Here is a 14,442-nt window from a genome sequence, read left to right on the forward strand (position 1 = left end):
TTAGCCTACGGCAATACCACTGCTGAATACCCGATTCCATCTGGTCCGTTACCAGTAGGGAGTTCAAATAAGGTTTTGCCAGATATGATATCGATAACAAAGACCTTATTTTTTTGGTAGGCGGATAAAAATAAAGTGCGATCGTCTGGGTGAAAAATAACGCCTTTTGGTCCTGTTCCTGGCTCAAATTTTATTTGACGCAATTTTTCCTTGCTTTTTACATCGACCACATCAAGCGTGTGCCCCCTATAATCAGGGATCACGGCAAACTGCTCATCGCGGGTGAGTAACACTCGGTATGGAAAGCTATAGCCTTTCCATTGCTTGATAATGTGCTCCTGTTCTACATCAAACACGCTTAGTAAACCGTCTCCGTTACTACCAACCCAGAGCTCTGAGCCACTTTTATTTATGGTAATAGCCTCTGGTACTTTTGGCATTGAAATTTTGCGCAATAAAGCCCCCGACTTTACATCTAATTCAGACACCGTATCTGCACGCATATTTGTGGTGTACACGCGCTTGCTAGATTCCGGCAGCGCCACCATATGAGAGCCGCTTTGCTCTGTCGCTATAACTTTATCTATCTTCCCCGACTCTATATTAACGATCACAACGCTGTCGGAGCCTTCAGACGATACCGCAACACGTTTTTGGTCCTTTAAAAACAACACGCCATGTGGGCTTGGGTAACGAGATAAATCAATGGTTTTTACCTTTTTTGCTTGTCGAACGTCAAAAACACTTAAACTATTGCCACCTGCATAATTAGTGACGACAGCCGTGTACCCGTCGGCACTCATTGCCAATTCATGTGGACCTCCGCCAGTTGCAAGCGTCAGCTTGATTTTTCGGCTGTTAAGATCGATGAAGTCAACTGAATCAGCCTTTTTATTTACCACCACCAATGTTCCCGACAAGTTATTTGTATCAGCCCATGAAGGTAAGCTTATTACCCCCCCAAATAAGAGCACATACACCACATAATTAACCAATCTCATTTTGACTCCTGTTTATGTGTTAGCCTGAATGATTACTCGTACTTCCCCTTATAGGCACAGACTGTATTTGCTATTGAGAAACAATAGTAATATAGCGTTCAAAAAGCACTCAACCCTAAGTTTCACCTTAACTCACGATAACTGCCCGCCTACATCCAGTATCACCATTTCTCAAATATTTTCAAAGTATTGATTTCACAAATTTATGTGCTTTCTTTATGCTAATGATAATGTCAAAACTTTAACGTGAATCTTTTTATGCTACCTGTCCTTCGTATCCTGTTGATCGAACAAGAACCTGACGTATTGCAAGCGCTCTCGAGCAATCTGTCGAAAACAATCCCTAACTTTGAGCGGGAGGATGTTCAAATTGATATTATTGAATGCCTTGAACTTTCAAAAGCCTTGGAGCATGTCACGGAAGATGGTGATATTCAGGCCGTGGTACTGAGTTGGGATGTGCAGCACAAAAGTGGTGAGCAAACCTATAGTCGCTTTATCGAGCAATTAAAGTGTATTCGACTTGAATTACCGGTTTACGTTATCGGCGATGACACCAAAGGGCTTGAGATAGTCAATGAGTCGGAAGACATAGAGTCCTTCTTTTTCAAAGATGAAGTTATCTCTGATCCAGAAGCCATTTTAGGATATATGATCAACGACTTTGATGACAGAGCCGAGACGCCATTTTGGACGGCGTATCGCAGTTATGTCGGCGAAGCGAACGATTCATGGCATACTCCTGGTCACAGCGGTGGTTCTAGCTTTAGAAACTCCCCTTATATCAAAGATTTTTATCAATTTTATGGCCGCAATGTATTTGTCGGAGACTTGTCTGTCTCGGTTGACTCTTTAGGTTCACTGTCAGACAGCACCAATACCATTGGCCGCGCTCAGGAATCCGCAGCGGCAACGTTTGAGGTTAAACGCACCTACTTCGTGACCAACGGTTCGTCCACCTCGAATAAAATCATTTTACAAACCCTACTTCGCAAAGGCGATAAGGTGATCATCGACCGTAACTGCCATAAGTCTGTGCACTATGGTATTTTGCAATCGGCCAGCTTCCCTATCTATTTATCGAGTATTTTAAATCCAAAATATGGCATATTCGCACCGCCCTCTTTGGCCGACATTAAACAGGCAATTGAGCAAAATACCGATGCAAAACTACTGGTGCTCACAGGCTGTACCTACGATGGCTTACTGAGCGACCTGAAACAAGTCGTAGAATTTGCCCATCAGCATGGCATCAAAGTTTTTATTGATGAAGCTTGGTTTGCGTACTCTCTCTTTCACCCTAGCTTGCGCCATTATTCCGCCATTCACGCTGGTGCCGATTATGTCACCCACTCGGCGCATAAAGTCGTATCGGCGTTTTCTCAGGCCTCTTATATCCATATTAACGACCCTGATTTCGATGCTGATTTTTTCCGTGAGATTTACAGTATCTACGCCAGCACCTCGCCAAAATATCAGCTTATAGCGTCTTTGGATGTGTGCCAAAAGCAGTTGGAGATGGAAGGGTACAAGTTACTCAATGCGCTACTGAACCATGTTGCAGAGTTCAAGCTGCAGATGGCCTCACTCAAACATATAAAAGTGCTTGATAAGCAAGACTTTATGAATATATTCCCACATTTTAGTGGCGATAATATGGGTCATGATCCGCTAAAAATCCTTATCGATATTAGCGAGCTGCCTTACTCATTAAAAGACATTCACAAGTTCCTACTGGACGAAATAGGGCTGGAGATTGAGAAATACACCCACAGTACCATCTTAGTCTTACTAACCTTGGGTGGTACACGCTCAAAGATCATTCGTTTATACAATGCCTTAAAGAAACTCGATGGCGGTAAGGTCAAGCTATCAAAATCAACGCGACGCTCGCGCTTGCCTGAGAATTTACCCGCAATTGACCTTGCTTGTATCCCTAGTGATGCCTTCTACGGTGAGCGTGAATCTGTGCCTATTGGCAAGAGCAACAACCGTATTTGTGCAGGTTTAGTCACCCCGTATCCTCCGGGTATTCCGCTTTTGGTGCCAGGTCAACATATCACTCAAGAGCATATTGAATATCTCAAGGAGCTGGCAGGCCAAGGATTGACCATTCAAGGTAGTTTTGACGGCGAGATCTACGTGCTGAAAGAAGACAAATAACGCGCCCCGTTCTTATTAATCGTACTAGGCAGCCATGCTATAAAACACTGCTGCCTAGTTCTGGCTACTTAAGCGCTTTATTTTTTCTGTCTATACACTCTTACCATTTTATAATTACTACCCTTCTGGCACAGCTATTGCTTATAAAACTACAGATGTCATTTTTTTGATTTGGAGTTTTGTATGGAATTTGCGTTACTTGCTATTTTGGCTTTAGTGGTTGTCGCTTCCATTGTCGCTTCTAAGTACACCGATGTGGGTGGCAATCCTTATCCGTTTAATCGTAAAGAGTCGGTTTTTACTACCGTTGAAGCATCCTTTTTACATTTATTGGAGCGCGCCGTTGGCGATAAGTATAAAATCGTTAGCCGCATTAAGCTAATTGATGTGATCGAATGCAAGCCGGGAATTTCGCAAAAAGCGCGTCGCGCCGCTGTGACTAAGGCAAAAAACAAGCAATTAGATTATGTACTCGTAGACAAAGAAACCTTGAAAATTGTTGCCGCGGTTGATTTAGTTAATAACTCCAACAAAAATGGCCACAAAGCACAAAAAGATTGGTTCGTTAGTGGTGCACTTGAGTCTGCTGGCATTCCGCACATTCGAATGAAGATTAAAAGTGGTTATCAAAGCGCAGAGGTGCGAGCTGCAATCTTATTCAAGCTAGGCCAAAAAGTAGAGATGCCGAAGAAAACCAGAAATCGCTCTTACAAACCGGCGGTGTTGTCTCCATCACAGGCAAAAGCACAGTCAACTCAGTTGGCAGAAATATAGCAAAACGGGCGCCAGCCCGTTTTTTGTTTTACCTATCAAAACCCCTTTCGTATAATAAACATAATTCTGACACAGGGGTTTCTCCCCGCCACAAATTAGGAATCTTTTAATGAAAGTAGGCATTATCGGCGCAATGGAGCAAGAAGTTACCATTTTGCGTAACACCATGGAAAACCCGCAAACATTGACCAAAGGTGGCTTTACTTTTTATACCGGTAAGCTGGCAGGTCTTGACGTAACGCTTGTACAGTCTGGTATTGGTAAAGTGGCAGCGACAGTTGCAACGACTTTGCTTATCGATAATTTTACGCCAGACTGCGTAATTAACACAGGATCTGCAGGTGGTTTTGAGCCTTCACTCAATGTCGGCGATGTGGTTATTTCAACTGAAGTTCGTCATCACGATGTGGATGTTACTGCATTTGGCTATGAAATCGGGCAAGTACCACAAATGCCAGCAGCTTTTACTTCGCATACCAAACTCGTTGAAGCCGCTGAACAAAGCGTACATGAGCTTGAAGGTATTCAAACCATGGTTGGTCTTATCTGCACTGGTGATTCATTTATGTGTGACCCAGTTCGCATTGATAAAGCACGCGCAGATTTTCCAACTATGTTAGCGGTAGAAATGGAAGGTGCAGCAATCGCACAAGCATGCCACTCATTGAACACACCGTTTGTTGTGATCCGCTCATTATCCGACATTGCCGGCAAAGAGTCGCCGCAGTCATTCGAAGAATACCTAGAAGTTGCTTCAGTGAACTCTTCAAAAATGGTTATGGCACTGCTGGCGAAACTGGATAAGGTTGCGCTTTAGTGCTCGATAGCTTGCTTCAGGCCCACGAGGGCCTGATCATTTTTTTATTGGCTGTTTTTACTAGCCTTAGCATAAGGCTATCTACGGTTTATCATCCAAACCTTGTCCTAAGCTTAGTTTTTAAAGCAATCGCTGAACGGGTTTATCGACCCAAATCAGCACCTAGCTATCAGTTACTATCTGGCACACTCGGATTTGTCCTCCCCGCCCTGACCATTACAGTGCTTACCTATGCAATTATTAGTTTTGCATTTTATCCAAACTGGCTTGGTGGGTTAGTTTTATTTTTATGTTTGGATATAAGCCACGAAAGTCGCGCCAAACGCATTATGTCGCTCATAAAATCAAAACAGAAAGTAACCGCAAGAGCGGTGTTGAAGGGAATGGTGGCAAGAGATGTTGAAAAGCTAACAGAACTTGGGGTTTGTAAAGCAACCATAGATAGCACCGCATTACATACCCTGCGCCATTTTTTTGTCATTGCCTTGCTCTACCTGATGTTAGGCCCCTACTGCGCACTATTTTATAAGCTATTACTACTATGCGACCATGCTTGGCGACAAGTAATGCCCCCCACCAGTCGTTTTATGGCAAGCCTTGCCGCGTGATTTGGCTTATTGAGTTTGTGCCAATTCGGTTATTAATTACCTGCTTTTCTTTGCTCCTTAGACCAAAGCAAACTTGGCACTATATCAAGTACTATGGCCGCCATTTTAACCAAACTAACTCAGGTTGGGCGCTAAGTTTTTTTGCCGCAAACTTACACACTCAGCTTGCAGGGCCGCGCTTTTATTTTGGTGAGCGATTTGATGTTATGAGAGTAGGTGCCAAAGACCAACCTACAGCAGAGCATATTCAACATTTGCTCAAGTTACTTAATCAAATGCGTTGGCTATTTATTGCCACTAGTGCCTTGCTACTGGTGATCATTAACTTTGCAGGTTTGATGTTGTAAATAACAAAAAAGGCCAGTGATATACTGACCTCTTTTCCATAAAACCAATTAAGCAGGTTACTTAGCTTACAGTCACTTTTGCAAACTTGCGCTTACCTACTTGGTAGATTTCACATGTGCCTTTGGCTACTTCTAGCTTAGTGTCCGTTACCTTATCTTCACCATTAAGCTTCACAGCACCTTGCTTGATCATGCGCATCGCCTCTGAAGTACTCGCCACCAATCCAGCTTCTTTTAGCAAGTTAGTGATAAACGTGCTTTCACCTTCAATCGTTACCGTTACCTCTGGAATTTCATCTGGTAATGCGTTCTTTTGGAAACGCTTAATGAAATCTTGATGCGCTGCTTCTGCGTCTGCCTCGCTGTGGAATCGAGCGATCATTTCTTTGGCAAACTCAATCTTAATGTCACGAGGATTGCGACCACCTGCGACTTCTTCTTTCAGTGCAGCGATATCATCCAACGTCTTCGCGCTTAACAACTCATAGTAACGCCACATTAAATCATCAGAAATCGACATCACCTTACCAAACATATCGTTTGGTGCGTCGGTAATACCGATATAGTTACCTAATGACTTAGACATTTTCTGAACACCGTCAGTGCCTTCTAGAAGAGGCATCATAAGTACTGTTTGCGGCTTTTGACCTTCGTCTTTTTGTAGCTCACGACCCATTAGCAAGTTAAAGCGTTGATCAGTTCCACCAAGTTCAACGTCGGCTTCTAATGCAACCGAATCCCAGCCTTGAACCAGTGGATATAAGAATTCGTGAATTGCGATTGCCTGGCCATTTGCATAACGCTTTTTAAAGTCATCACGCTCTAGCATACGTGCCACAGTTTGACGCGCAGCAAGTTTAATCATTCCGGCTGTGCCTAGCTTTTCCATCCACTCAGAGTTAAACGCCACCGTCGTTTTCGCAGGATCAAGGATCTTGAATACCTGCTCTTTATAAGTCTCAGCATTAGCTAGCACATCTTCACGCGTTAGCGGCTTGCGGGTTACATTTTTTCCCGTTGGGTCGCCAATCATACCGGTAAAATCACCAATCAAGAAAATCACTTCATGACCTAAGTCTTGGAAGGTTTTCATTTTATTGATTAGCACCGTGTGGCCCAAGTGCAAATCAGGTGCCGTTGGATCGAAACCCGCTTTAATGCGCAGTTTTTTACCTGACTTCAGCTTTTCTTTTAATTCATCCTGCAATAAAATTTCTTCTGCACCACGGCTAATCTCTGCAAATGCAGTTTCTAAATCCACTATTCTCACTCCAACAGCTATAACTTGTAATCGCTCGATTCTAGCCTATATTTATCCGAGTTTAAATGCACAAAACGCTGGTATTACGGGTTTATTACGTATATCCTGCAATATTATCTACAATAATTCTTGACAGCAGAAAAGGCGCATTATGGTTCACGTGGTTCATAAGCTCCCCAAAAAGCACAAAGTGCTCATCATCGGCTTCCTATCTGCGATGGTCGGAATTGCCCTGATCCCTTCAGAAAAAGCAACCGCTTCAAAAGACAATGACGGCAAAGCCTTAGAAGTTGGGAAACGTTATGAGTTGCCAGTAAAAATATCAGAAAAAACAGAGCAGCTTACTGAATTAGATGCAGCACCAGTTCTCACGCCTGAATCTGCACCTAAGCAGCCTGAATTTGAATTTAAAGACCACAAAGTAAAGTCTGGCGACAGTCTTGCTGTGATTTTTAAGCGCGCAGGCTATTCTGCTAAAACGTTACATAATCTGGTCAATACCAATGCAGAGACCCGAAAGCTCACTAAAATTCATCCGGGAGAAGTGCTGAGCTTTGCGAGCGATGACGGTGGTGAATTAGCCCAATTAAAGTACATCTTGTCAAAAACCGACACATTATTTGTGACGCGCAACGACGAGGGTAACTACGAAACTAAAATTGAAAGTAAAGAAATAGAAACTCGGGAAAAATCAGCAGGTGGTGCGATTAATTCTAGTTTCTGGAGTGCTGGTATTTCAGCTGGTCTGAGTGAACGTCAGATCATGAACTTTGCCGATATCTTCGGTTGGGATGTCGACTTTGCTAACGATATCCGTAAAGGTGACTCCTTCGCATTAGTGTACGAAACACATTATGTCGACGGTGAAGAAATTGGTAATGGTAAAATTATTGCCGCTGAATTCATCAATCAGGGAGAGCGCTATAGTGCAGTTCGTCATACCGACGATGCGTTTTATACCCCTGAAGGACGCAGCATGAAAAAAGCGTTCCTGAGAGCGCCTGTTAACTTCAAATATATCAGTTCAAGCTTTAATCCACGCCGCCTACATCCAGTAACGGGAAGAGTATCGTCTCATAATGGCATAGATTATGCCGCTCGTGTTGGTACACCTGTGGTTTCTTCTGGTAACGGTAAAGTACTGAAGTCTGGCTATAACAGGCTCAATGGTAACTATGTGTTTATTCAGCATGGTAGTAAGTATGTGACTAAGTATTTACACCTCAATAAGCGTGCGGTAAAAACAGGCCAAAAGGTGAAGCAAGGCCAAAAGATCGGTACTGTTGGCGCCACAGGTCGTGTGACTGGTCCTCACCTTCATTACGAATTTTTGGTTAACGGCGTTCACCGCAACCCGAAGACGGTAAAACTGCCCAAGTCAGAGCCACTGCCGCAATCTGAGCTTGCTAAGTTTAAGCCGATTGCCGATGCCATGCTAGCAAAGCTCGCGCGTAATCGAGAGCTGATGCTCGCAGCAAATAGCAAAGACTAATACAGCCAGTTCAGGATAATAAGCATGAACTGAATAATAAAAAGGTAGTCCATGACTACCTTTTTATTTAACCTAAACTCGGGATAAGACGTTTTACTCGATTAAGTCGATATAGTATTGCTAGCTCAACCCTTATTAAATAAAGATATTGTACTGTTGGTCATCGCCCTCACTCCCGTTGCAATCGCGATTGGGTAGTCAGGCGCAAATTGACTGGAGTGTAATGATGGTAATGGCTCACCACTTTTTTGTGCGGCGTCAAATGCTGTTTGGTTAACCCCACCCAACCAAAATATAGTGATCGGCACATTCTCATCGGTACGACCATATAAACCAAAGTCTTCCCCAGCCATTACAGGTTGTGACTCTTCTACATTGTTAGCACCGATTTCCTGCTTGATAGCTTCTGTTACAAACTCGGCTAACTCTGGATTATTATAAGTCGACGGAATACTCTCACTTTCATGTACGATAACCTCAGGGAGTAGCTCATCATCAAGCCCTGCACTTTTTGCTATGCCCGCTGTGAGGCGCTGAATTGCTGCAATTTGCTGATTGCGAACATCTGGATTGTAAGAGCGCAGTGTAAGCTGTAGCTTGACTTGGTTTGAAATAATGTTGTGCTTAGACCCACCATGAATAGAACCGACAGTGATCACTGAAGGCTCAAGCGGTGAAATTTCCCGAGCGGTGATAGTTTGCAATCCAAGAACAATACGTGAAGCCAATACCACCGGATCGATTGTGGTGTGAGGGTAAGCACCATGCCCACCTTTACCTTTTACTATGATATCAACTGAATCAACATTGGCTAATGCATACCCAGGCGCGATAGCGACTTTTCCAGCCGGAACAGAGGCACTCACATGTAACCCCAATACGTGATCAGGTTTGGCATATTTGGAATACAACCCTTGCTTTAACATTGCTTTTGCACCACCACCCACTTCTTCAGCTGGTTGAGCAACTAACATCAGCGTCCCTTGCCATTTATCTTTATTGGCCGCTAGTTGCTTTGCGGTACCAATTAAACTGGTCATATGGATATCATGCCCACATCCATGCATTACCCCAACAAGATTCCCGGCGTCATCCTTTACTTTTACTTTTGAAGCATAGGGTTTGCCCGTTTCTTCGATTATCGGTAGACCATCGGTATCAGCCCTGATCATGACTGTTGGGCCTGCGCCATTTTTCAGCAAACCTACCACACCAAAACCACCTACATTTTCAGTAACTTCATAGCCGAGTGTTCGCATTTCTTTTGCTAACCGACGCGCAGTTTTTTCTTCTTGATAAGAGAGTTCAGGGTTTTGATGCAAATGTAGATATAAAGATTCTAGTTCGGGCATAGACTCGGCTACTTGCTGTTTAAGATCTGCACATGCATGCCAAGAAATTGTGGCAATAAGGCCCAATGCCAAAGGGGATAAGCGCATAAAATAGACTCCTTTTTGTTTTGTCCAGAATGCGGGTTTGGCGGATAAAAATCAATCATATTTCTATTTTGTTCCTTTCTATTTTTGCAAGCTTTGCTACGCTTAAAGTCTCAATTGAAGGAACCACTATGCCAGAGATTAATATTGATATCAGTGAGTTAGAGCCGGGTATGTTTGTTGTCAATGTAACAAAGCAGACAGGCTCAGTGGCGATTAAAACAAAAGGCTGGGTGAGAACAAAAACAAGCATAGAGAAGCTACAAAAAGCGGGAGTGCTTGAAGTAACCGTCGATCCGAGCAAAAGACTGTCTGAGCATGACCCACATGACGAGCCACCTCACGATGACAGCATAGAAGAGCCACAAAAGCCGCCTCACGACCCTTGGCAAAAAAAATGCAGTGTTGACGCCGAGATGAAACAAGCGGTCAAACTTTATGACGAAGCCAGAGCAATACAAGATAAAGCATTTAACGATATAAAGGCTGGCAGAGAAATTGAAATCGACGCATTTAAGACAACCGCCAGAGGTTTTATTGATTCGGTATTTCGTAATCAAGATGCGCTTTCTTGCATTGCTAGGATCAGAGAAAAAAACACCTACCTACTAGAGCACTCTATCAATGTTGCAATTTTGATGGCTATTTTTTGTAAGCACTTAGGTTACTCAAGAGCGCTAACTGAAGAGATGACCACAGGGGCCTTACTCCACGATATTGGCAAAATCGAGATCCCTGATAGCATTTTAAATAAACCCGACAAGCTCACATTAGACGAATACAACATCATGAAGTCTCACGCTAAGTATAGTTTTGACATACTACTAAACGCAGGGCTTAGCCAAGTTTCTTGTGAAATTGCAGGCTATCACCATGAGCGTTTGGATGGCTCTGGGTATCCTTATGGCAAAACGGCAGATGAGTTGCCACAGCATGTCAGAATGGCCGCTATCATCGATGTGTATGATGCACTCACAGCAGAGCGCATATATAAAGACGGGATGACGCCAATTAAGGCGTTTAAACTGATGCGAGAGGGCTGCCCTCACCACTTTGATGAACAGTTATTAACTCACTTTATCGCCTGTATCGGCGTCTACCCGGTAGGCACTTTAGTTAAACTTACTAGCGGTAAAGTGGGTGTAATTGCACAGAGTAATCCAAAAGAACCACTCAAGCCCGTGGTGAAGGTATTTTACCAAGCCAAATACATGCACTACACTGAGGTTCAAGACATAGATCTCAGCGCTAAAAAAGCAAATGACGAATTAGAGTCTGCGATCAAGCCTGAAGAGTTCAAGCTCGACCTGATCCGCTTTTTTAAGCATTCAATGTTACCCTAGCCTACTCTTAGTCGTAGAACCCAGAGTATAAGAAAGTTTTAGGGTAACCAATCTTCCATCGCTTCTAAACTAAACTCAATTCCATCAAAGTCAAAACGAGTTTGCTCGGGTGTAATTTCAACAACGGTTAACGCACCTAGGCTATCGCCTTCATACAGTGGCCTATTATTAATTTTTATCCATCGCTCATGAGCCTCAGTCGCATAGATATGCGCTTGGTAGCGTAGGCTTGGAATAGTATTTTGTAGCCGAGCAGGCAATAGCCCAATAGGGGTAACCGACGCTGAGTCCTTCGTCGTCGCGAGAACGTCAGGTTCTTCATGAGATTCGGTCTCTTTGACCGCTTCTGCAAAGGCTTTTTTCAACTCATCTGACACACCGGCAAGCTCATCTTCCTGTCGTGACGCTGTCTTACCAAAAACTCGATAACCAGCATACTCCCCTTCTGTTTGGATCTCACCAGGTGACGAGTCTTGAGTTACTTTGGCAACGCGTGGCTGAGACTTTAACGGCGCAGGTACAGCTTTGACTGAATCAACAGGCACAAGCTGCTGCTGATATAAAGGCTGCCCCTGACTATCTACACCAACTTGTACTGACACCCACTGAAAGTGTTGTTCCGGCTGTGCCGCCTTAACATCAGTATTCACCGCGTTTTCAGCAGCGGCCTGGTTAATTGGCGTATTCACTTGTGGAGTTGAAACTAGCGGAGTTGTATTTTGTACCGTTTGTACTTGCGGATTGACCTCTGTCGGGGGCTGCTCTTTAAGCTTTTCAGATAATGTAGCTTTAGTTTCGCTATTTTTCGCGGTGCTGGCGGTTAGCGTCAATGCATTATCGTCTGTCGCCGTTACTTTTCCTAAGTAATATCCAGCCCCCATTGACGATAGAGACAAAATACCAGCCCCAGCATAAGTGACCAGTTTTTTATAAAAGACGAGCTGTGCACTTTGTCTTTGACTGAGGTAATCTTGCTCAGCATCAACGCCTTGCTGTGACTGTTTCATTGCACTTGTTAAATACGACATGTTTCCCTCTATACCAATTTAGCTAGGCCAAAGCCGACCAAAAACAATACCCCAAGCCAAGCACTAAATAATAGCGGCTTACGGCTTTTCGCTTGATTTTCAACCGGTACCAAGTTAGTTGGTAGCGCTTCTTTTGCGGCCTGAATTGCAATCGCCTTTGTAACCTGAGTCTGTGAAGCAGAATATGCTCCAAGCAAACACCGGTCGGCCAGCAGGTTTATCAACCTTGGGATCCCGGCGGTAACCTGATGTACGTAGGCAACCGCATCGTGATGAAATAAAGCTTGCTGGCAACCTGCCTTTTGCAATCGATGCTGAATATAAGCAAATACCTGAGACTCACTCAGTGGTAGCAAGTGATAGCGCGCAGTGATCCTTTGTGCTAGTTGCCTTAACTCGTTTCGCTGCAGTAAATGCTGCAGCTCTGGTTGGCCGACCAGCACTATCTGTAATAATTTTTTATGGTCGGTTTCTAAGTTTGTTAGTAATCTCAGCTGCTCCAATACCTCAGGCGCTAGATGTTGCGCTTCATCGATGATCAGCATCGTATGGCCGCCGCTTTGGTGATTTGCCAACAACCTATGCTTGATCACATCAGTTAGCGACTTTAACGTAGCGTTGTTAGCGTCATATTCAATATCTAGTTCATCACAGATAGTTGCCAGCAATTCTAGCTCTGAAAGCGATGGGTTTAAAATAAACGCAACTTGTGTTGATTCAGGTAGCTGAGCCAACATGCTGCGGGTGACCGTGGTTTTACCCGTTCCTACTTCACCTGTAAGTAATACAAAGCCGCCTGCATCCCCTAACCCATAAGTTAGGTGGGCAAGTGCTTCCTTGTGACGTTCGCTCAGAAATAAAAACTCAGGGTTTGGCGCAATCGAGAAAGGTTTTTCGGTTAACCCAAAATAGCGTAAATACACGACTTGTCTCTTTATTGTTATGATGCGCTCTATAATGGCAAAATCCGATTCAAGATAAAACCTCGAATCGCATAAAATGGTATGTAGAAAATGAAAATTTACCTAGTTGGTGGTGCCGTAAGAGATGAATTACTAAAACGACCAGTAAAAGAGAGAGATTATGTGGTGGTTGGCGCCACCATAGCCGAAATGACTCAACAAGGATATCAACAAGTTGGTAGTGACTTTCCGGTATTTTTGCACCCAAAAACCAAAGACGAGCATGCCCTAGCTCGAACAGAGCGAAAGAGTGGACAAGGCTACACCGGCTTTATTTGTGACTTTGGACCCGAAACCACGTTAGAAGATGACCTATTGCGTCGCGATTTAACGGTCAATGCCATCGCAAAAGACAAAGACGGTTCGCTCATCGACCCCTATGGTGGCCAAAAAGATTTAGCAAATCGAGTATTACGCCATGTGAGTGAAGCATTTAGTGAAGATCCTTTACGAGTGTTAAGAGTCGCGAGGTTCGCCGCTCGTTATCAAGATTATCATTTTACAATCGCAGAAGAGACTTGGCGCCTTATGACACATATGGTCGCTGAGGGAGAATTGCAAACCTTAACTAAAGAGCGTATATGGCTAGAAATAGAAAAGACCATAGAAGATAATGGTCTAGGCCACTTTTTAACTATCATTTCAGAACTGGGAGCGCTAGAGTTTGTTGCCCCCTATATTCCCAGCTGGGAGCATATCGCACAAAAGCAATATCAAGAGACAATCAAAAAGCTCGAAAACGGCAGCGAGCTAAATGCTGTCGCTCAATTCTGCCTAGCACTTTATTTTTCGGGCTCGACCAGTGCAGATTTAGTGCAGGCAAAACAGTTCAAAGTCCCAAATATTTATATTGAAAGTGGCAAAGAATTACTTTCAAACTTAGAGCTGTTAAACAAAGAAAATAAAACCGCTGATGACTGGCTTACTATTTTACAAAACATTGACGCTTGGCGCAGACCGCAAAAGCTTGCGCGCTTTTGTTATATTTGTAGCAAGATAAGTGATAATTTAAGTGTGCTTTGTGACAAACTTACTCAGAATTTTTTAGCAACTCGCAACATAGATGTACAAGAGATCATCGCTGAGGGGCACCATGGTAAAGCAATCCAACTACAACTAAAACAGCGTCGTTTAAAAGCTATACGAGTGTAGTTCAACAACTAAAAAGATAGGCTATTCTTTAGCCTATCTGAAAAAGTTCCCAACAAAA

13 protein-coding genes are annotated in these 14,442 nt (G+C 43.6%); 8 read left to right on the top strand and 5 right to left on the bottom strand.

Features of this window, described 5'->3' with window-relative positions:
* Positions 1-5 precede the first annotated feature (5 nt).
* Positions 6-1,001, bottom strand: coding sequence for a YncE family protein (locus CEX98_RS11665; protein ID WP_099642241.1), 996 nt, complete (start codon positions 999-1,001; stop codon positions 6-8).
* A gap of 258 nt (positions 1,002-1,259) precedes the next feature.
* Here CEX98_RS11665 and CEX98_RS11670 point away from each other — a divergent pair, with 258 nt between their 5' ends.
* From CEX98_RS11670 to CEX98_RS23455, 5 genes are all read left to right on the top strand, one after another.
* Positions 1,260-3,164, top strand: coding sequence for an aminotransferase class I/II-fold pyridoxal phosphate-dependent enzyme (locus CEX98_RS11670; protein ID WP_099642242.1), 1,905 nt, complete (start codon positions 1,260-1,262; stop codon positions 3,162-3,164).
* Between the two features lie 183 nt (positions 3,165-3,347).
* Entirely contained in the window at positions 3,348-3,938 is a 591-nt protein-coding gene (locus CEX98_RS11675; protein ID WP_099642243.1) for a DUF2726 domain-containing protein, read from the top strand.
* A 109-nt stretch (positions 3,939-4,047) separates the two neighbouring features.
* Positions 4,048-4,755 carry a 5'-methylthioadenosine/S-adenosylhomocysteine nucleosidase gene (gene mtnN / locus CEX98_RS11680; protein WP_099642244.1) on the top strand — a complete coding sequence of 236 codons (708 nt, stop codon included), beginning with the start codon at positions 4,048-4,050 and terminating at the stop codon, positions 4,753-4,755.
* Positions 4,755-5,363, top strand: coding sequence for a cobalamin biosynthesis protein (locus CEX98_RS23450; RefSeq protein WP_277948921.1), 609 nt, complete (start codon positions 4,755-4,757; stop codon positions 5,361-5,363). The genes mtnN and CEX98_RS23450 overlap by 1 nt, the downstream gene beginning before the upstream one ends.
* Positions 5,360-5,710 carry a cobalamin biosynthesis protein gene (locus CEX98_RS23455; protein WP_277948922.1) on the top strand — a complete coding sequence of 117 codons (351 nt, stop codon included), beginning with the start codon at positions 5,360-5,362 and terminating at the stop codon, positions 5,708-5,710. The genes CEX98_RS23450 and CEX98_RS23455 overlap by 4 nt, the downstream gene beginning before the upstream one ends.
* A gap of 61 nt (positions 5,711-5,771) precedes the next feature.
* Here CEX98_RS23455 and tyrS read toward each other — a convergent pair whose 3' ends face one another.
* Positions 5,772-6,971: a tyrosine--tRNA ligase gene (tyrS, locus tag CEX98_RS11690; RefSeq protein WP_099642245.1), complete on the bottom strand. Its 1,200-nt coding sequence runs from the start codon at positions 6,969-6,971 to the stop codon at positions 5,772-5,774.
* A 151-nt stretch (positions 6,972-7,122) separates the two neighbouring features.
* Here tyrS and CEX98_RS11695 point away from each other — a divergent pair, with 151 nt between their 5' ends.
* Positions 7,123-8,463: a peptidoglycan DD-metalloendopeptidase family protein gene (locus CEX98_RS11695; protein ID WP_099642246.1), complete on the top strand. Its 1,341-nt coding sequence runs from the start codon at positions 7,123-7,125 to the stop codon at positions 8,461-8,463.
* Between the two features lie 125 nt (positions 8,464-8,588).
* On the opposite strand, the gene CEX98_RS11700 is transcribed toward CEX98_RS11695, so the two are convergent.
* Positions 8,589-9,902, bottom strand: a complete 1,314-nt coding sequence (locus CEX98_RS11700; protein WP_099642247.1) for a M20 metallopeptidase family protein — start codon at positions 9,900-9,902, stop codon at positions 8,589-8,591.
* A 128-nt stretch (positions 9,903-10,030) separates the two neighbouring features.
* Here CEX98_RS11700 and CEX98_RS11705 point away from each other — a divergent pair, with 128 nt between their 5' ends.
* Positions 10,031-11,242: an HD-GYP domain-containing protein gene (locus tag CEX98_RS11705; protein WP_099642248.1), complete on the top strand. Its 1,212-nt coding sequence runs from the start codon at positions 10,031-10,033 to the stop codon at positions 11,240-11,242.
* A gap of 38 nt (positions 11,243-11,280) precedes the next feature.
* Here CEX98_RS11705 and CEX98_RS11710 read toward each other — a convergent pair whose 3' ends face one another.
* Together CEX98_RS11710 and CEX98_RS11715 are read right to left on the bottom strand one after the other, a co-directional pair.
* Entirely contained in the window at positions 11,281-12,270 is a 990-nt protein-coding gene (locus CEX98_RS11710) for a general secretion pathway protein GspB (RefSeq protein WP_099642249.1), read from the bottom strand.
* 8 nt (positions 12,271-12,278) lie between these two features.
* Complete coding sequence (locus CEX98_RS11715; protein WP_099642250.1) at positions 12,279-13,193, bottom strand: ExeA family protein; 915 nt, start codon at positions 13,191-13,193, stop codon at positions 12,279-12,281.
* A gap of 90 nt (positions 13,194-13,283) precedes the next feature.
* Here CEX98_RS11715 and CEX98_RS11720 point away from each other — a divergent pair, with 90 nt between their 5' ends.
* Positions 13,284-14,384 (top strand): tRNA nucleotidyltransferase, encoded by a 1,101-nt coding sequence (locus CEX98_RS11720; RefSeq protein ID WP_099642251.1) that lies wholly within the window; start codon positions 13,284-13,286, stop codon positions 14,382-14,384.
* Positions 14,385-14,442 lie beyond the last annotated feature (58 nt).

The organism is Pseudoalteromonas piscicida, assembly GCF_002744175.1.
Classification (GTDB): Bacteria; Pseudomonadota; Gammaproteobacteria; order Enterobacterales; family Alteromonadaceae; genus Pseudoalteromonas; species Pseudoalteromonas piscicida_B.